The organism is Vogesella sp. XCS3, assembly GCF_020616155.1.
In the GTDB taxonomy this organism is placed as follows: domain Bacteria; phylum Pseudomonadota; class Gammaproteobacteria; order Burkholderiales; family Chromobacteriaceae; genus Vogesella.
In genome coordinates this window covers 2,030,114-2,048,113 of sequence record NZ_CP085530.1, presented here as the reverse complement: position 1 = coordinate 2,048,113, position 18,000 = coordinate 2,030,114, and the positions used below count along the sequence as shown (strand labels likewise).

Sequence of the window (18,000 nt, the reverse complement as noted above, 5' to 3'; positions counted from 1 at the left end):
CACTCAGTGCTTCCAGGTTGCTGGCCAGCGCAGGCTGGCCGGTTGCTTCAAAAAGAAATCTTCAGTGCGGGCTCAGTTGGCCAGCCGGCGCGCAATACCCGCGGCCAGTAGGTCGGCTGCTTCCGGTTTGAACCGGAAGAACAGCTCGGGTTCAATCATTTCCAGCTCCATGATGGCAAGTTGGCCGCGGTTGTCGCGCACCATGTCCACCCGGGCGTACAGCACATCAAACGGTACGGCTGCCACTGCAGCTTCGGCGAAGCGGATTTCCTCGGCGCTGGCCTCGTAACGGTGCACGGTACCGCCATGGTCGTCCTGCACGCGGAAGTCACCCGCTTTGGCTGTTTTGCGTATGGCGTGGGTGTACTGGCCGTCGATGACCATCAGTGACAGCTCGCCTTGCGTCAGGATGTCGTGCTGGAACGGCTGCAGCATCATGGCTTCCTGCTGGATAAGCTCGGCAAAAGTGCACTCCAGTGCGGCGGCACCATCGGCTTGTAGCCGGTAGGTATGGCGGGCGGCACCGGAAATCACCGGTTTCAGGATGGCTTCTTGCCAGCCGCTCTGGGTTAGTGCTTGTGACAGTGTGCGGGTATCGCCCACTTCGATATAGCAGGTAGGCACGGTATTGATACCGGCTAGTTGCAAGTCGGCTAGATAATGCTTGTCGAGGTTCCAGTGGATCAGCCCGGCCTCGTTGAAAAGGCGGGTGGTCTGGCTGACTTTGGCTAGCCAGGGGGCAAATTCGTCAAAGCGGTGAAAGTAATCCCAGGTAGTACGAAACACGGCGGCTCGGCATTGTGCCCAGTCATAGCCGTATTCTGCCCAGTCTTTGCGGCCAACCTTCAGGCCTAGCTTTGCCAGTGCGCTTGCTACCAGACCATCTTCCAGATGAACCTGGCGGCTGTACCAATCGTTTTCATCTTGCTGCAGTAAGGCGTGGTCGGTCAGGACAACGATATCGTATTGCATCAAACACCCTTCACATCCGCATGAAAAACGGGCGTACACGACGCCCGTTGCTCACAATTACATGCCAGGTAGCATGCCTTTCATGCCCTTCATCAGTTTCATGATGCCGCCTTTGGAGGAAAAGGCTTTCATCATTTTCTGTGTCTGTTCGAACTGGGCCAGCAAGCGGTTTACTTCTTGTACCGACACGCCGGAACCGTTGGCAATACGGCGTTTGCGGCTGGCTTTGATCAGCTCGGGCTTGCGGCGCTCTTCCATGGTCATCGAGTTGATGATGCCCTCGATGCGGCGCATGGATTTTTCAGCCTCGGCACCCTGCACGCCCTTGGCGAGCTGGCCGATTTCACCTGGCATTTTTTCCAGCAGGCTGGTCATGCCGCCCATTTTCTTCATTTGCTGCATCTGGGCCTTGAAGTCTTCCAGGTCGAAGCCTTTGCCGGATTTCAGCTTTTTCGCCATTTTGGCGGCTTCGTCCTGGTCTATGCCTTTTTGCACGTCTTCAATCAGCGATAGCACATCGCCCATGCCCAGAATGCGGCTAGCCAGACGGTCTGGGTGGAAGGGCTCCAGGCCGCTGATTTTCTCGCCTACACCGATAAACTTGATCGGTTTGCCCGTGATATGACGCACCGACAGCGCGGCACCACCGCGCGAGTCGCCGTCCATCTTGGTCAGCACTACGCCGGTCAGTGGCAGCGCTTCGTTGAAAGCCTGGGCCGTGTTGACAGCATCCTGGCCCTGCATGGCATCTACCACAAACAGGGTTTCTACCGGTTTCAGGAAAGCGTGCAGCTCCTTGATTTCAGCCATCATGGCTTCGTCAATGGCCAAGCGGCCGGCGGTATCCACCATCAGCACGTCAAAGAAATGGCGTTTGGCGTAGTCCAGCGCCGCCTGGGCAATGGCCAGCGGTTTTTGGTCGCCGGCAGACGGGAACCACTCCACCCCAACTTGTTCAGCCAGGGTTTTCAGCTGCTCGATGGCAGCAGGGCGGTACACGTCGGCAGACACCACCAGAATCTTTTTCTTCTGGGTGTCTTTCAGCAGTTTGGACAGCTTGCCGACGGTGGTGGTTTTACCGGCGCCCTGCAGGCCGGCCATCAGGATAATGGCGGGTGGTACGGCGGCCAGGTTCAGGGCGTCGTTTTTCTCGCCCATCAGCTTGACCAGCTCTTCATTCACCACGCCGATCAGCGCCTGGCTTGGGGTCAGGCTGCCCAGAACCTCTTGGCCTAGGGCCCGTTCTTTCACCTGGCTGATGAAGGTTTTTACCACCGGCAGGGCGACATCGGCCTCCAGCAGCGCCATGCGCACTTCGCGCAGGGCATCCTGTATATTCGTTTCCGAGATCCGTGCCTGACCGCGCAAGGTTTTCAGCGCACTGGTGAGGCGTGAGGTAAGGTTGTCAAGCATGGGATATCCTTATGGTCTGCCAAGCGCTCTCGGCTTGGTGTAGACTTCTGCAATCGTTCATTTTACCACGACCCGGTTCCGGTTCGTTGAGCTCCCACATTCCATGAGCGGATTCCTCTTCATTTTGCTAATTCTGCTGGCCTGCGGTTATATGGGGCTGTCCTGGCATTTCCTGGCGCACTGGCGCGGTGCGGCTTCCTGGCAGCGCCAGCCGGTGAGCGAGCATTCCTTGCTGGGCATACTCCTGCTAATGCACGCCGCCATTCTGGCTATGCCGGTGCTGCACGATGGCGGCGTCCGTCTGGGGGTTGGTTCGGTGCTGTCCCTGCTGAGCTGGATCATGCTGCTGATTTTCTGGACCGGCAGCTACTTTGCCCGTATGGAAGGTTTGCAGATATTTTTGGTGCCTTTAGCCGCCATAGGCCTCCTGATGGCAGAAGTTTTGCCCATTCCCCACACGTTGTATGCCATCGATAACCTGGCGTTCATGCTGCATTTGCTCGTCTCTCTGCTGGCGTACAGTCTGTTCGCGATCGGTGCCATGCTGGCTGTCCTGATGCTGGTGCAGGAGGGCGCCTTGCATCACCGGCGGTTTGCCCTGGCCCGGCAGATGCCGCCGTTGCTGGTGCTGGAAAACCTGATGTTCCAGACCCTGGGCACGGGCTTTATCTTGCTGACATGCAGTCTGGCCAGCGGTGTGTTTTTTGCTGAAGAGGTGTTTGGTCGTGCGGTGCCGCTGAGCCACAAAGTCATTTTCGGCTTTTTATCCTGGTTGGTATTCGGCAGCTTGCTGGTTGGCCGCAAGATGCATGGCTGGCGCGGCCGCTTGGCCATACGCTGGACGCTGGCGGGTTTTGCACTGTTACTTTTTGGCTATATCGGTAGCAAGATAGTGCTGGAGTTTGTTTTACATCGCTATTGAGCTTTTGGCATATTGAGTCAGCGGCAGGCATCTGTGCCGTAATCACATCTTTCTATAAGGAGTAGTTATGAAGAAATGGATTATTGGCCTGTTTGCCATGCTGATGTCGGTAGCCGCCCTGGCCGCGGTGAACATCAACACGGCGACTCAGCAAGAGCTGGAAACCCTGAAGGGTATTGGCCCGGTAAAAGCCAAGGCCATTATTGACTACCGAGCCAAAAATGGACCTTTCAAAAGCCAGGCGGATCTGGTGAATGTGCCAGGCATCGGCGAGAAAACGGTAGAAAAGCTCAAAGCTGATCTGGCCGTGAGTGGTAGCACGAATGCTGCGGCAGCTAAAGTCGCAGCCAAAGGTGCAACAAGCACTGCAGCACCCGCCACGGCACAGCAAGCAGCTAAACCTGCCAAGGCTGCAGCAAATGCTGCTACGCCTGCTGCCGCCAAAAAACCCTAAGCAGACACCTGTCCTGCACATAGCCCGGCGTATGCCGGGCTTTTTCATGCGATAAGCCAGTCTGCAGCGTGTTTCAGGTGTATGGATTGGCGCAGGCCCATGGCTAATCTTGCTTGCCAAACAGCGCCAGTGCCCGTTCCCGTTGCACGGCGTGGTCAACGATGGGCTCCGGATATGTTTCGCCCAGGATAAAGCCCAAGGGAAGCTGCTTGGCCAGCCAGGGGGCATGGATTTGCTTGTTATCCAGTGCGGCCAACTGGGGCAGATAGCGCCGGATGAACTTCCCTTCCGGGTCAAACTTTTCCGATTGGCTTACCGGGTTGAAGATACGGAAGTAAGGCTGCGCATCACAGCCTGTAGAGGCCGCCCACTGCCAGCCACCATTGTTGGCCGCAAGATCAAAGTCCATTAGTTTGGCGGCAAAATAGGCCTCGCCCCAGCGCCAGTCAATCAGCAAGTCCTTCACCAGAAAACTGGCCACAATCATGCGTAGTCGGTTGTGCATGTAGCCGGTCTGGTTCAGCTGGCACATTGCCGCATCCACGATAGGGTAGCCGGTGCGTCCTTCACACCAGGCTTCGAACCAGCTGCGCTCCCCTGGAAACTGCAGCGACTGATACGCAGGCTTGAAGCTTTCCGTTGCCGCATGCGGAAAGTGCCATAGCAATTGCTGGTAGAACTCGCGCCAGATCAGTTCGTTGAGCCAGCAGCTGGCGCCTTCGTTTTCTTGTGAAATGGCGAGGGCTACGGCTTCTCTTACCGATACGGTGCCAAAACGTAGGTGAACAGACAGGCCGGATACGCCGGGTTCGCCAGGAAAGTCGCGCAGGGTATGGTAATGCGGCAGTTTGCGGGTAAAGCGAGTCAGCAAGTCCAGCCCGGCATCACGCCCGGGGTTGGCCGCTGGGGTGATCGATGACGGGCCGAATCCTAATTCATCCAGCATGGGCATGGGTGAGATGGCCGCGTCAGGCTTGCCCCAGCATGCTTTTCCTGTATCCGGGTAAGGTTGCACTAAACCGGCGTGGAAGCGTTTCCGCCAGGCGCGCATATACGGTGTAAACACCGTGTAGGGTTTGTTTTGCCCGGTGAGCAGCTCGTCGCACTCAACAATGACCTGATCCTTACACAAAACCAATGTACTGCCGAGCTGCGCCAGCTGGCTGGCGACTTGTGCATCCCTGCTGCGGGCGTAGGGCTCGTAATCACGATTCGCGTATACGGATTGGCAACCTAGGGCGTGCGCTTGAGCAGGGATTAGGGTGGCGGGATCCCCGTGCAAAACCAGAAGGTCGCCACCGCGGGCTTGCAGTGCCTGCTTGAGCTCGTTAACGGCGTGGTGGATAAAGCCCAGCCGCGCATCGTCACTCGGCAGCTGTGCCAGTATTGTGCTGTCAAAGACAAACACGCCATACACCATGTCAGCGTGAGTACAGGCTTCGAACAGCGCGGCATTATCGGCCAGGCGCAAGTCGCGCCGGAACCAGATTAGTGATTTCGATAGAGTCATGTTTGATTGGTCTTGTGTGGCAAACGCAACAGCTAGCGTGGTAGGCATGTTTTCTGTTGCTAGTGTACAACTGTTGAAAAATAGTCTTTTTCCTTAATAAACAATGCCTTGCCTTGTATTTTCTGGTTGTATACAAACTGCAGTGACCAAAAAAACCGCACTAAAGCTTTGTTTTTTTGCAACGGTGCATTTATATTCCAGTCCAGATACCGCCGGTTAACCGGTGGTCAAGACAGCCCGCCCGGCACCCACAAAACGTGCCGGCTACTCATCGGGCAGTGTACATGACCTCGAAAGGAACACACATGAAGAAGCTGATCGTACTGGCTACTCTGGCTGCTCTGCCGGCTGTTGCAATGGCTGACGTTACTATCTCCGGCGTTGTTGGCGTTGGTATCCAAAACACCAAAACTGGTTCCGCTGGCTCCGTTAACGACATGAACCGCGCTGCCGGTGAAGTGAAGTTCGCTGGTTCCGAAGATCTGGGTAACGGCCTGAAAGCTGTATGGCAAGTTGCTAACCGTATCGACCCTGCTTACGACGAAAAAACCAACGCCTGGGGCGGTCGTGACACTTTCGTTGGTGTTAAAGGCTCCTTCGGTCAAGTTCGCTTCGGTAACGTAAGCAACCCAACCAACTCCGGTTTCTCCGGTAACGCTGATGTGTTCACCGTAATCGGTCTGCACGGCGACGGTTCCTACAAAGATGGCGAAGCACGTCTGGCTCACTCCATCCGCTTTGACTCCGCTGAAGTTGCTGGTCTGAAAGTAGCGATCTCCCAACAGCTGAAAGAAGGTTCCGGCCAAGCTGTTGCTGCTAACGCCACTTCCTACTCCAGCGGCCTGGGCATTAGCTACGCTGCTGGTCCTGTGACCCTGATTTACTCCGGTACTTCCAAAAAGAACGGTACTGTTGCTGGTGTTACCGACAAAACCAACCAGTTCACCGCTCAGGCTTCCCTGGGTGATGTTGGCCTGAACTTCGGTTACGGCGATGCCAAAGCAAACACTGGCGTAAACCAGACCAAAAAACGTGGCTACGGTATCAGCGCTACCTACGCAATGGGTGCTGTTACTCCGATGGTCGGCTACTGGAAACAGAACGACAGCAAAAAAGGTGGCGTTTCCCAGAAAGACGGCTTCAACGTGTTCTCGGCTAGCGTAGACTACGCTCTGTCCAAGCGCACCAACGCTGGCGTTGAGTTCCAGAAGCAGTCCGAGACTGTAACTGGCAAAAACGACAAGAAGCGTACTGCCGCTGTTTACCTGGTACACAGCTTCTAATCGAATCTTTTCGATTAGTATGCAAAAAGGCTGCTTCGGCAGCCTTTTTTTATTGCAGAACAAGGCATGGCTTTGCAGTAAAGTACACAATGCTTGCTGATACCTGACGGCTTCGGTCGTATAATCGGCTTAACTCACTTTCAAGTACTGATGTCTATGGACGCTGCTTCGATTTCCGGTCTCGGTCGTGCTTTGGTGCAAAGCGAACATCTGTTGGTGCAAGACGCAGAAAGCATCCAGCGTCAGGCCCAGGCATCTGGCATTTCATTCGTAGAGCAATTGGTGCTGAGCAAAAAGCTTACGCCGCTGGCGATTGCCAAGTTTGCCTGCAGCATGTTTGGTTTACCTTTGCTGGACTTGTCTACGGTCAGTAGTGACAGCCTCCCCAAAGGCGTGGTGGACGACGAATTGGTGGCGGGTAAGCGCTTATTGCCATTGTATAAACGTGGTACGCGCTTGTTTGTCGGGACGTCTGATCCGACACAAACTGCGGCGTTTCACGCCATTACCTTCAAGACTGGTCTGACTGTAGATGTGGTGGTGGTCGAGGACGACAAGCTAGGCAAGCTGGTTGGCCGCTACAGCGAGAATGCCGCCGTTGCCGCATTTAACAGTATGGCGGCGGACGAGTTTGGCGAGCTGGAAATCGCCGACCCGGATACCGAGGCGGTACCGGATGGCATGCCGGATGTAGATGATGCGCCGGTGGTGAAGTTTGTAAACAAGATCCTGCTGGATGCGATTAATGGTGGTGCCTCGGATATCCATTTCGAACCGTACGAGCGCTTTTACCGCGTGCGCTACCGTATCGATGGCAATCTGAAAGAGATTGTGCAGCCACCATTATCGATCAAAGAAAAGATTGCCTCGCGAATCAAGGTGGTCTCGCGCATGGATATCTCGGAAAAGCGTGTGCCGCAGGATGGCCGCCTGAAACTGAAAATATCCAGTACCAAGGCTGTGGACTTCCGGGTCAGCACGCTACCTACGCTATATGGCGAGAAAATCGTGATGCGTATCCTGGATGCGTCTGCCGCCTCGCTGGATATCGAACAACTAGGGTTTGAACCCAGCCAGAAGGCACTGTTACTACGAGCCATTGAGCGGCCGTATGGCATGGTGCTGGTAACCGGGCCCACCGGTAGCGGTAAAACGGTTTCCTTGTACACCTGCCTGAATATCCTGAATAAACCGGATACCAATATTTCTACCGCGGAAGACCCGGTGGAAATCAACTTGCCGGGCATCAACCAGGTTAACGTCAACGAGCGTGCGGGCCTGACGTTTGCCTCGGCTTTGCGTTCGTTTCTGCGTCAGGATCCGGACGTGATCATGGTGGGTGAGATTCGCGACTTCGAGACCGCGGATATTTCTATCAAGGCAGCCCAGACCGGCCACATGGTGTTTTCTACGCTGCACACCAATAATGCACCAGCGACGCTGACCCGTTTGTTGAATATGGGCGTAGCACCGTTCAACATTGCCAGCTCGGTGCTGCTGATCATGGCGCAGCGTCTGGCGCGCAAGCTGTGTAACCACTGCAAAAAGCCGGTGGATATCCCGCATGAGGCGCTACTGCGTGCTGGCTTTGCCGAAGAAGAACTGGACGGTAGCTGGCAGCCTTATGGCCCGGTGGGGTGCGACGAATGCCGTGGTTCCGGCTATAAAGGCCGTACCGGTATTTATGAGGTAATGCCTATTACTGATGCCATGGTGCGTTTGATCATGTCGGACGGTAACGCGATAGACATTGCCGACCTTGCCAAGAAAGAGGGCATGGTGGATCTGCGTCACTCTGGTTTGTTGAAGGTAAAGCGGGGCGTTACCTCGTTGACCGAAATTGAAGCCGTTACCAACGAATAAAGAAAGTAACCCGGCATTATGGCGGAAGCTGCACTGAAGAAGCCCTCCTCGGCGATCTGGAACTGGGAGGGTAAGGACAAGACAGGCAAGATCATCCGTGGCGAGATTCGTGCCGAGTCCGAGACGGTGGCCAAGGCACAGCTACGCCGCCAAGGCATCAACGCCACCAAGGTCAGCAAGAAGCGTGCTGGTTTTGGCAAGCGCATTACTGAGCGGGACGTGGCGCTGTTTACGCGGCAACTGGCCACCATGATGAAAGCGGGCGTGCCGCTGTTGCAGGCGTTTGACATCAGTGCCAAAGGCCATAGCAATGCGGCCTTTACCAAAATCCTGCTGGATGTGCGTTCCGAGGTGGAAACCGGTAGCAACCTGGCTGATGCCTTTCGCAAATATCCGGTGTATTTCGACAGCCTGTTTTGCAATCTGATCGCGGCCGGTGAAACCGGCGGTGTGCTGGATTCGCTGCTGGACAAGCTGGCGACTTACAAGGAAAAGATCATCGCGATCAAGGGCAAGATCAAGTCGGCGATGATTTACCCGTCGGCAATTATCGTTACTGCCTTTGTAATCACGGCGGTGATCCTGATCTATGTTATCCCCGCGTTTAAAGAACTGTTCTCCAGTTTTGGTGCCGACTTACCAGGGCCTACCCAGCTGGTGATCTGGCTGTCTGATTTGTTTGTCGAGTATTGGTGGCTGATTTTTGGTGGTATCGGCGGCACTATCTGGGGGCTGGTGACGGTGTACAAGCGTTCGCCCGCCATGCAGGTAGGTGCGGACCGCTTGCTGCTGCGTGTACCGATTATTGGCGACATCGTACGAAAGGCCACGATTGCCCGCTGGTCACGGACCTTGTCTACGCTGTTTACCGCCGGTGTGCCTTTGGTCGAGGCGCTAGACTCGGTGGCTGGCGCTGCGGGCAACCAGGTCTATGCTGACGCAACCAAGATTATCCAGGCCGATGTCAGTGCCGGCTCCACGCTGAACTTTTCCATGCAGCGCAGTAATCTGTTCCCCAATATGGTGCTGCAGATGACGGCGATCGGCGAGGAATCCGGCGCGCTGGATGACATGCTGGACAAAGTGGCGGACTTCTACGAAGAAGAAGTCGATAACGCCGTCGCCGCACTTTCCAGCCTGCTGGAGCCGATGATCATGGTGATTCTGGGTGTGCTGATTGGTGGCCTGGTGGTGGCAATGTATATGCCGATCTTCAAGATGGGTCAGGTGGTGGGCTAATGCTGGACGAATTGATGTTATTGCCCGCAGCGTGGCAGGTCGGTTTCGCGCTGGTGTTGGGTTTGCTGGTGGGCAGCTTTCTGAATGTGCTGATACACCGCTTGCCATTGATGCTGGAGCAGCAGTGGCAGCAAGAGTGTGCGGTGTTGCAGGGGCAGGAGCCGCAGCCTGCGGCCAACTACAATCTTTTTTACCCCCCATCCGCTTGTGTGCACTGCCATGCTCCTATCCGGGCCTGGCAAAACATCCCGGTGCTCAGCTATCTGTGGCAGCGCGGGCGTTGTGCCAGCTGTGGTGGCGCCATTGCGTGGCGCTACCCGCTGGTAGAGCTGGTCGCCGGTGTGGCATTTGCTGCTTTTGCCGCGCAGCTGGGGCTGGGCTGGCCATGGTTGGCCGCATGTTTTTTCAGCATGCTGCTGCTGGCGCTGGCGCTGATCGATGCCAAGACACAATTGCTACCCGATGACCTGACGCTACTACTGCTGTGGGCTGGTCTACTGTTTAGCCTGCTTGGCGTCACGGTTCCTTTGGCTGATGCGGTGGTCGGTGCCATGGCAGGGTATCTGACCCTGTGGAGCATTTACTGGCTGTTCAAGCTGGCTACCGGTAAAGAGGGCATGGGCTATGGCGACTTCAAGCTGTTGGCCGCATTGGGTGCCTGGCTGGGTTGGAGCATGCTGCCGCTAGTGGTGCTGCTCTCTTCGCTGGTAGGCGCTGTGGTTGGCTTGCTGATGGTGGCTTTACGCTGCCACGATCGTGGCCAGGCGATGCCGTTTGGCCCCTATCTGGCCGCGGCGGGCATGATTGCGTTTGTCTGGGGCAAGCCGATTGTGGCTTGGTATACCGGTGCCTAGCCCGGTCGTGGGGCTGACCGGCGGCATAGGTTGCGGCAAGAGTGCCGTAGCCAAGCTTTTTGCGGGCTATGGTATCCCCTGTGTGGATACCGATACCGTTGCCCATGCGTTGACCGCGCCGGGTGGCGCGGCCATGCCGGCGATTGTTGCGGCGTTCGGCGCCGGCATGCAGCAGGCCGATGGTGCGATGGACCGCGCGGCGATGCGGGCGCTGGTATTTGCCGAGCCAGCACAGCGGCAGGTGCTGGAGGGTATTCTGCACCCGATGATTCATGCGGAGAGCCTGCGCCAACTGGCGGCGCTATCCGCGCCTTATTGCTTGTTGGCGGTGCCTTTGCTGTTTGAAAGCCAGCGTTACCAACAGGTCATCTCGCGTAGTTTGCTCGTGGATTGCGCCCCCGCCACGCAGATTGAGCGGGTAATGGCGCGTAACGGCATGGCAGAGGAGCAGGTACGCGCCATCATTGCTGCGCAGATGAGCCGTGAGCAGCGTTTGTCACTGGCGGATGATGTTTTGCCTAATGATGGCGATCTGGCAGCGCTGGCGCTTCTAGTTGCTGCCAAACACCGTTATTATCTAGCCTGCTTTGGCATTGCCGATCCGGCATGACATCTAATCAACGGACAGCTGCTGTGACCAGTTTCGAGTTTCCCCTAGTAGAACGTACTCGTACTTTGCTTCGACTGGAGCAGGTATACCAGCGTCTGGTGTTTTTCATTGCCCAGCAGGAGAGCTATTCGCACCATGCTGCGCTGATGTCGCTGTTCGAGGTACTGGAAGCCGCCGGGCGTACCGAATTGAAGTCCGACTTGCTGCAAGAGCTGGAGCGTCAAAAGCTGAACCTGGAGTCGCTACGCGACAACCCGGTAGTACAGCAGGACGCGCTGGAGTCACAGCAGGAGGAAATCGAGCGCACCATGGCGAGCCTGCTGGATATCACCGGCAAGTTTGGCCAGCACCTGCGCGAGAATGAATGGCTGATGGCTATCAAACAGCGCTCGGTGATTCCGGGTGGTACCTGCCAGTATGATTTGCCGTCGTATCACCTGTGGCTACAGCACGATAGCGAGCAGCGCAGGGCCGACCTGCAGCGCTGGGCTGCGCCGCTGATGCCCACTGCCTGGGCGGCCAACATCCTGCTGAAATTGCTGCGTGATAGCGGTAAAACCCACCAGTACACCGCGCGGCGTGGCGCTTTTCAGCAGATGTCCGGTGGCAAGGTCGTGCAGCTGATTCGTGTCGGTTTCGACAGTAGCTTGCAGATCGTGCCGGAAGTCTCTGCCAACAAATACGCCATCAATGTACGCTTTATCCACGCGGCTACCGGCGAAGTACGCTCGCGCCAGGTAGAGGATGACGTGGATTTCTCTCTGACCTATTGCAAGTTCTGACCATGACAACAACACGTACCGTCGCCTGCCCGCAGTGCAAGGCAGCAGTGCCGTGGGGGCCGCAAAGCCCGTACCGCCCTTTTTGCAGTGAACGCTGTCGTTTGATCGATCTGGGCCAGTGGGCCAACGAAGAGTACCGCGTGCCAGTGTCTGGCGATGACCCGATGAAAGAACTGGACTCGCTCTAAGCTGCGGGACGCCGTTAAGTAAAAAGCGCTGCCAAGGCAGCGCTTTTTTCATGGCAGGCCGGCTGCGGCCAACCTTCAGGTACGTGCAATCACCGCGCCTTGGGCAAAGTAGGTGCGCACGCCCGACATGATGGCCTCGGCCATATCTTGCTGGAATGCGGGGTCGACCAGCTTGCGCTCTTCTTCCGGGTGGCTGATGAAGGCGGTTTCCACCAGGATGGACGGAATATCCGGCGCTTTCAGTACCGCGAAACCGGCTTGCTCTACTTTTTCCTTGTGCAGCTTGTTCAGGCCGCCCATTTTGCCCAGTACGGCTTTGCCCAGCTTCAGGCTGTCGTTGATGGTGGCCGTCTGGGTCAGGTCGAACAGGGTGTGCGCCAGGTACTTGTCCTTGCCGGCAATCTTGACCCCGCCAATCATGTCGGCGTCGTTCTGCGTTTTGGCCAGCAGGCGCGCCATGGTACTGGTAGCGCCGTTTTCGGACAGTGCAAACACCGACGAGCCACGTGCGGTGCGGTTATCTACTGCATCAGCGTGTACCGAGATAAACAGGTCTGCACCGATTTTGCGCGCTTTGGCCACGCGTACGCCCAGCGGCAGGAATACGTCTTCGTCGCGCGTCAGATAGGCCTTCATATTCTTTTCGGCGTCCACCAGCTTTTTCAGCTGGCGGCTAATACGCAGCACTACGTCTTTTTCGCGCGTACCGCTGGGGCCTACCGCACCAGGGTCTTCGCCACCGTGGCCAGGGTCGATCATGATGACCACCGGGCGTGCCGGGTCGGTTTTACCTTTATTACCGCGTGGGGCGTTGTTGTCCAGTTGGCCTTTGTTGTAGTCCTGCAGCAGTGCCAATAGCGGGTCGTCCTGCTGCGCGTTGGCCGGGTACAGGTCTACTACCAGGCGATGCTGGTATTCGCCTACCGGTTTGAGCGAGAAAATTTGCGGCTTCACTTCGTTGCGCAGATCCAGTACCAGACGCACGGTGTTGCTATTGAACTGGCCGGCGCGTGCGGTACGGATAAACGGGTCTGCGGACTGAATCTGGCCGCTGATTTCTTGCAGTACACCGGTGAGCTGCACGTCTTCCAGGTCGATCACCAGACGGTTCGGGTTGGCCAAGGCAAAGTGCTTGTAGCGGATCTCGCTACCGGCTTCGATAGTCAGGCGGGTATAGGTGGATGACGGCCACACCCGTACGGCAACGATCTGGCTGCTGGCGGCCAGGCCCGCACGGCTGACTGTGAGCAGAAAAGTGGCCGCAGCCGCGCCGATCAGCTTGCGGCGCAGTGCGTCATGAAGCGCTTGAGACATACGTGTCCTGTTTCACTGTGGGCATGAAGGCGATAGTTGCGACCATCGCCATCTACACTAAGTTTCAGTACCAGATCGGGCTGGGGCAATACTCCCGCGGCTTTGTCAGGCCATTCGATAACGCAGACGGTATCGTTGGCAAAGTAGTCGGCAAAGCCGGCGTCGTACCATTCTTCCGGGTCATTAAAACGGTACAGGTCGAAATGGTGCAAAGTGAGCGTGGGTAGCGGATAGCTCTCTACCAAGGTATAGGTCGGGCTTTTTACCCGCCCGCTGTAGCCCAGGCCCTGCAACAGGCCGCGCGTGAACGTGGTTTTGCCCGCGCCGAGGTTGCCATCCAGCTGTAGTTGCAGCCCGCCTTGCAAAGCGCTGGCCAGCTGACTACCCAGCTGCAAAGTCGCGGCTTCATCGGCAAGGTAGCCGGCGCTGACACTGGTATCATCCGTTGCCATGAGTGGAATATCCTGTAAAAACGAGAATTATCGCCATTTGGCCAGCCAAATCAAGCAGTGGGCGCAGGGCCTGGGCTTTGCCGAGGCACGCATCACGCAGGCGGCGTTGCCACCCGAGGCCGAGCAGCGCCTTGCCAGCTGGTTGGCCGCAGCTTATCACGGCGAGATGGACTACATGGCACGTCATGGTGCACTGCGGGTGCGCCCAGCCGAGCTGGTGCCGGGTACGCTGCGTGTGATCAGCTTGCGTATGCACTACTGGCCGCAAAGCGCAGCCGATGCCGAGGTGGTACTGCAGCAGCCAGATCAGGCTTACATATCACGCTACGCCTTGGGGCGTGACTATCACAAAGTGCTGCGCAACCGGCTGCAAAAGCTGGCCGAGCAGATCAGTGCGGCCGTGCCCGAGCACCAGTTTCGTGTGTTTACCGATAGTGCTCCGCTAGCCGAGGTGGCCCTGGCGGCGCAAGCCGGGCAGGGTTGGCGCGGCAAGCACACCCTGCTACTTAACAAAAAGCAGGGTTCGCTGTTTTTCCTGGGCGAAATCCTGACCAATTTGCCTCTGCCGGAAGATCCCGCGGAGGAAGGGCACTGCGGCAGCTGTACCCGCTGTCTGGACGCCTGCCCCACCGGGGCGATTGTGGCACCGTATACCGTGGACGCGCGGCGCTGTATTTCTTACCTCACCATCGAGCTCAAAGGGGCCATCCCCGAGCCGCTTCGCCCGCTCATTGGCAACCGCATTTATGGCTGTGACGATTGCCAGCTGGTATGCCCTTGGAACCGCTTTGCTGTGCCGACAGCCGAGGCTGACTTTGCCGTACGCCATGGCCTGGACGCTATCAGTTTGCTGGCGCTGTTTGCCTGGCGCGAGCAGGATTTCCAGCAGCGCATGGCCGGTAGCCCGATTTATCGCATCGGGTACAGTAAGTGGCTGTCCAATATTGCCATTGCGCTGGGGAATGCCCCGTACGCCATAGACATTGTTGCCGCGCTGCAACAGCAGTGCCAGGCGGAGGATGAGGTATTGCGCGAGTCGGTACAGTGGGCGCTGCAGCAGCAACACAGCAAGGCCGCGGCGGGATAAGGTTGGCCGCACGCGGCCAACCTGGGTATTACAGGGCTTTGGTGAAGTGGAACGAGGAAATCACAAAGCCCAGACGGAAGTACAGCTTGTGCGCCTGGGTACGCCAGGTGCCAGAGTCCAGCACGATATAGCCGCAGCCGGCTGCGCGGGCGTGCGCCTCGCACCAGGCAATCAACTGGCTGCCCACGCCTTGCGAGCGGGCTGCTTCGTCGGTGACTAGGTCGTCGACATACAGCCGCAGGTCTTCGTAGGTGTTTTCGTACAGGCGGTATAGCGCCAGTCCCACAGGCTGGCCCTGCTCGTTGCATGCCAGTACCAGGCGTGCGCCGTAGCGGCAGACGCGCTGCATCTTGGCCAGATAGGCCGCGCTATCTTCCGGCAACATCGGGCGCAGCTGCCTGTGTAGCGCGGCTGCGCGTTGCAGCAGCTCGGGCTCGATGATCTGGCCCGTGTCATCTGTCAGCGGGATAAGCTGCAGGCTACCCATGTCAGGCTTCGCGCGACGGGGCGATCACCAGCGATTCGCCTTCCAGAATGGCTTTGCCTTTTACCAGGCAGACGGTAGCAAACTTCACGCGTTTTTTCGCCGGATCCAGCTCGGTCACGGTCACGCGGGCCGTCACGGTTTCGCCGATTTTTACGGGCGCTTTGAAACGGGTGGATTGCGACAGGTAAATGGTGCCGTTACCCGGCAAGCGGGTGCCGACTACGGTGGAGATCAGGCTGGCAGTGAGCATGCCGTGGGCGATGCGGGTCTGGAACATCGAGCCTTCGGCGTACTCCTGGTTGATGTGCACCGGGTTGTCGTCACCGGATACCGCGCTGAACATCAGAATGTCGGCTTCCGTAATGGTTTTGGCGTACTCGGCGGTGTCGCCAAGTTTGATGTCTTCGAAATAAACTGTCATGAAAACTCCTCTGCGGGCGGCTGTTTACAGCGCCAGCCCACTGCCGGCACTGCTTGTGCGGTGTTCCTGCCTGTTTTTCTGCTTATGACATGCTCAATGTTGCGCTGCATTCTGACACGCTTTGCCCCAAATGCAAATTACGGGGAAATGGCGTAATATCTGCACACCCCTGTTGTACTGCATTTTTATTGTCGTCAGTCTACCAATTAAACGCTCGTTTGATTAAAGTGTGGTGCTAGCACGAACAAGCGCCTGCTGCTGCGTCGGCGAGTCGTTGAAACCTGAAGAGTCTGCTGGAGGAATATGAAAGCTCTAGTCGCTGTGAAACGCGTTGTCGATTACAACGTGAAAGTGCGCGTCAAGGCCGATGGCACGGATGTGGATGTGGCCAACGTCAAGATGTCGATGAACCCGTTTGACGAAATCGCCGTGGAAGAGGCTGTGCGCCTGAAAGAAGCCGGCAAGGTTTCCGAAATCGTGGTGGTGTCCATGGGTGTGAAGCAGTGTGAAGAAACCCTGCGTACTGCGCTGGCCATGGGTGCTGATCGTGCCATTCTGGTGGAAACCGACGCCGAGCTGCAGCCCTTGGCCGTAGCCAAGCTGCTGAAAGCCGTGGCCGACAAAGAGCAGCCACAGCTGCTGATCGTGGGCAAACAGGCTATCGACGACGACGCCAACCAGACCGGCCAGATGGCCGCCGCCCTGCTGGGCTGGGGCCAGGGTACGTTTGCTTCCAAGGTGGACGTAGCTGCAGAAACCATCGACGTTACCCGTGAAGTGGATGGCGGCCTGGAAACCATCAAGCTGCGCCTGCCAGCCGTGGTCACTACCGACCTGCGCCTGAACGAGCCGCGCTACGTCAAGCTGCCTAACATCATGGCCGCCAAGAAAAAGCCGCTGGATAAAACCACCCCGGCCGACCTGGGCGTTGACGTGACCCCGCGCCTGAAAACCCTGAAAGTGGCCGAGCCAGCCAAGCGCTCTGCCGGTATCAAGGTTGCCAATGCTGCCGAACTGGTAGCCAAACTGAAAAACGACGCAAAGGTGCTGTAAGCCATGGCTATTCTCGTTATCGCTGAACACGACAACCAGAGCCTGAAAGCAGGCACCCTCAATACCGTTACCGCCGCGGCCAAGCTGGGCGAGGTACACGTACTGGTGGCCGGCCACAACGCTGGCGCTGCTGCCGACGCTGCCAAGGCCGTTGCCGGTGTGGCCAAGGTACTGCTGGCCGACAGCGCAGCCTACGCGCATGGCCTGGCCGAAAACCTGGCGCCGCTGGTGGTGGGCCTGGCTTCCGCTTACAGCCACGTGCTGGCCCCGGCTACCTCCTACGGCAAGAACCTGCTGCCGCGCGTCGCCGCGCTGCTGGACGTAGCCCAGATCTCGGACATCATCGCCGTAGAGTCTGCTGATACCTTCGTGCGCCCGGTGTACGCCGGTAACGTGCTGGCAACTGTGCAATCTGCCGACGCCATCAAGGTGATCACCGTGCGTACCACTGCTTTTGAAGCGGCGGCACAAGGTGGTGCGGCCAACGTGGAAAGCATCGCTGCCGCTGCAGACGCGACCCTGTCGTCTTTTGTCAGCCAGGAGCTCACCAAGTCCGACCGCCCTGAGCTGGGCGCCGCCAAGATCATCGTATCCGGCGGTCGTGCGCTGGGTTCCGATGTGCAGTTCAAAGCCGTGATCGAGCCGCTGGCCGACAAGCTGGGCGCAGCCGTCGGTGCCTCGCGCGCTGCAGTCGATGCCGGCTACGCGCCAAACGACTACCAGGTAGGCCAGACCGGCAAAGTCGTCGCCCCGCAGCTGTACGTAGCGGTGGGCATTTCCGGTGCCATCCAGCACCTGGCCGGCATGAAAGATTCCAAAGTGATCGTAGCGATCAACAAGGATGAAGAAGCGCCGATCTTCCAGGTGGCCGACTACGGCATCGTCGGTGACCTGTTCACCGTGGTACCGGAGCTGATGGCCGAGCTGTCCAAGTAAGACGCAGTACCAAGCAGTATCAATAAAACAAGGCGTGGCGCTACGGTGCCACGCCATACAAGAAAGCCGGTTTACCGGTTCGTCTGGGGAAATGCACGCTGCCCGCAGCGTGGGCTTGCCATCAGCCGGATCGGTGACCGGTTTTTTTGCACGATGACGA

The 18,000-nt window shown here is 57.6% G+C and carries 19 protein-coding genes; 12 read left to right on the top strand and 7 right to left on the bottom strand.

Going from position 1 to position 18,000, the window contains the following annotated elements:
* Positions 1-72: 72 nt before the first annotated feature.
* On the bottom strand, positions 73-972 hold the full coding sequence (locus tag LCH97_RS09720) for a RimK family alpha-L-glutamate ligase (RefSeq protein WP_227301551.1): 900 nt from the start codon (positions 970-972) through the stop codon (positions 73-75).
* Between the two features lie 57 nt (positions 973-1,029).
* Positions 1,030-2,385, bottom strand: a complete 1,356-nt coding sequence (gene ffh, locus LCH97_RS09715; protein WP_017508264.1) for a signal recognition particle protein — start codon at positions 2,383-2,385, stop codon at positions 1,030-1,032.
* Between the two features lie 214 nt (positions 2,386-2,599).
* Here ffh and LCH97_RS09710 point away from each other — a divergent pair, with 214 nt between their 5' ends.
* Both LCH97_RS09710 and LCH97_RS09705 read left to right on the top strand, forming a co-directional pair.
* Positions 2,600-3,307: an inner membrane protein YpjD gene (locus LCH97_RS09710; RefSeq protein ID WP_227301550.1), complete on the top strand. Its 708-nt coding sequence runs from the start codon at positions 2,600-2,602 to the stop codon at positions 3,305-3,307.
* 67 nt (positions 3,308-3,374) lie between these two features.
* A complete protein-coding gene (locus LCH97_RS09705) occupies positions 3,375-3,761 on the top strand; it encodes a ComEA family DNA-binding protein (protein WP_227301549.1) in 387 nt (128 codons plus the stop codon).
* A gap of 103 nt (positions 3,762-3,864) precedes the next feature.
* Here LCH97_RS09705 and LCH97_RS09700 read toward each other — a convergent pair whose 3' ends face one another.
* A complete protein-coding gene (locus LCH97_RS09700; protein WP_227301548.1) occupies positions 3,865-5,271 on the bottom strand; it encodes a deoxyribodipyrimidine photo-lyase in 1,407 nt (468 codons plus the stop codon).
* A gap of 305 nt (positions 5,272-5,576) precedes the next feature.
* On the opposite strand from LCH97_RS09700, the gene LCH97_RS09695 reads away from it, so the two are divergent.
* From LCH97_RS09695 to yacG, 7 genes are all read left to right on the top strand, one after another.
* Positions 5,577-6,554 carry a porin gene (locus tag LCH97_RS09695; protein WP_227301547.1) on the top strand — a complete coding sequence of 326 codons (978 nt, stop codon included), beginning with the start codon at positions 5,577-5,579 and terminating at the stop codon, positions 6,552-6,554.
* Positions 6,555-6,704: 150 nt separating this feature from the next.
* Positions 6,705-8,417, top strand: coding sequence for a type IV-A pilus assembly ATPase PilB (gene pilB, locus LCH97_RS09690; protein WP_370630685.1), 1,713 nt, complete (start codon positions 6,705-6,707; stop codon positions 8,415-8,417).
* A gap of 18 nt (positions 8,418-8,435) precedes the next feature.
* Positions 8,436-9,656 (top strand): type II secretion system F family protein, encoded by a 1,221-nt coding sequence (locus LCH97_RS09685; RefSeq protein ID WP_227301546.1) that lies wholly within the window; start codon positions 8,436-8,438, stop codon positions 9,654-9,656.
* Entirely contained in the window at positions 9,656-10,510 is an 855-nt protein-coding gene (locus LCH97_RS09680) for an A24 family peptidase (protein ID WP_227301545.1), read from the top strand. Before LCH97_RS09685 ends, LCH97_RS09680 begins: the two co-directional genes overlap by 1 nt.
* The gene (gene coaE, locus LCH97_RS09675) at positions 10,503-11,120 is read left to right on the top strand and encodes a dephospho-CoA kinase (RefSeq protein WP_227301544.1); all 618 of its coding nucleotides are present in this window, start codon (positions 10,503-10,505) and stop codon (positions 11,118-11,120) included. Before LCH97_RS09680 ends, coaE begins: the two co-directional genes overlap by 8 nt.
* Positions 11,117-11,902 (top strand): cell division protein ZapD, encoded by a 786-nt coding sequence (gene zapD / locus LCH97_RS09670; RefSeq protein WP_227301543.1) that lies wholly within the window; start codon positions 11,117-11,119, stop codon positions 11,900-11,902. The genes coaE and zapD overlap by 4 nt, the downstream gene beginning before the upstream one ends.
* A 2-nt stretch (positions 11,903-11,904) precedes the next feature.
* Positions 11,905-12,090: a DNA gyrase inhibitor YacG gene (gene yacG / locus LCH97_RS09665; RefSeq protein ID WP_081600596.1), complete on the top strand. Its 186-nt coding sequence runs from the start codon at positions 11,905-11,907 to the stop codon at positions 12,088-12,090.
* Between the two features lie 75 nt (positions 12,091-12,165).
* On the opposite strand, the gene LCH97_RS09660 is transcribed toward yacG, so the two are convergent.
* Together LCH97_RS09660 and tsaE are read right to left on the bottom strand one after the other, a co-directional pair.
* Positions 12,166-13,404 carry an N-acetylmuramoyl-L-alanine amidase gene (locus LCH97_RS09660; protein WP_227301542.1) on the bottom strand — a complete coding sequence of 413 codons (1,239 nt, stop codon included), beginning with the start codon at positions 13,402-13,404 and terminating at the stop codon, positions 12,166-12,168.
* Complete coding sequence (gene tsaE / locus LCH97_RS09655) at positions 13,365-13,856, bottom strand: tRNA (adenosine(37)-N6)-threonylcarbamoyltransferase complex ATPase subunit type 1 TsaE (RefSeq protein WP_227301541.1); 492 nt, start codon at positions 13,854-13,856, stop codon at positions 13,365-13,367. The genes LCH97_RS09660 and tsaE overlap by 40 nt, the downstream gene beginning before the upstream one ends.
* Positions 13,857-13,893: 37 nt before the next feature.
* Between tsaE and queG the strand changes: the two genes are divergently transcribed.
* The gene (gene queG, locus LCH97_RS09650; protein ID WP_227301540.1) at positions 13,894-14,943 is read left to right on the top strand and encodes a tRNA epoxyqueuosine(34) reductase QueG; all 1,050 of its coding nucleotides are present in this window, start codon (positions 13,894-13,896) and stop codon (positions 14,941-14,943) included.
* Between the two features lie 28 nt (positions 14,944-14,971).
* Here queG and LCH97_RS09645 read toward each other — a convergent pair whose 3' ends face one another.
* The gene (locus LCH97_RS09645; RefSeq protein ID WP_227301539.1) at positions 14,972-15,430 is read right to left on the bottom strand and encodes a GNAT family N-acetyltransferase; all 459 of its coding nucleotides are present in this window, start codon (positions 15,428-15,430) and stop codon (positions 14,972-14,974) included.
* Position 15,431: 1 nt separating this feature from the next.
* Entirely contained in the window at positions 15,432-15,851 is a 420-nt protein-coding gene (locus LCH97_RS09640; RefSeq protein WP_227301538.1) for a MaoC family dehydratase, read from the bottom strand.
* A gap of 303 nt (positions 15,852-16,154) precedes the next feature.
* On the opposite strand from LCH97_RS09640, the gene LCH97_RS09635 reads away from it, so the two are divergent.
* Both LCH97_RS09635 and LCH97_RS09630 read left to right on the top strand, forming a co-directional pair.
* On the top strand, positions 16,155-16,904 hold the full coding sequence (locus LCH97_RS09635) for an electron transfer flavoprotein subunit beta/FixA family protein (protein ID WP_017508248.1): 750 nt from the start codon (positions 16,155-16,157) through the stop codon (positions 16,902-16,904).
* Positions 16,905-16,907: 3 nt separating this feature from the next.
* Positions 16,908-17,840 (top strand): electron transfer flavoprotein subunit alpha/FixB family protein, encoded by a 933-nt coding sequence (locus tag LCH97_RS09630; protein WP_227301537.1) that lies wholly within the window; start codon positions 16,908-16,910, stop codon positions 17,838-17,840.
* The last annotated feature ends 160 nt before the right edge of the window (positions 17,841-18,000 follow it).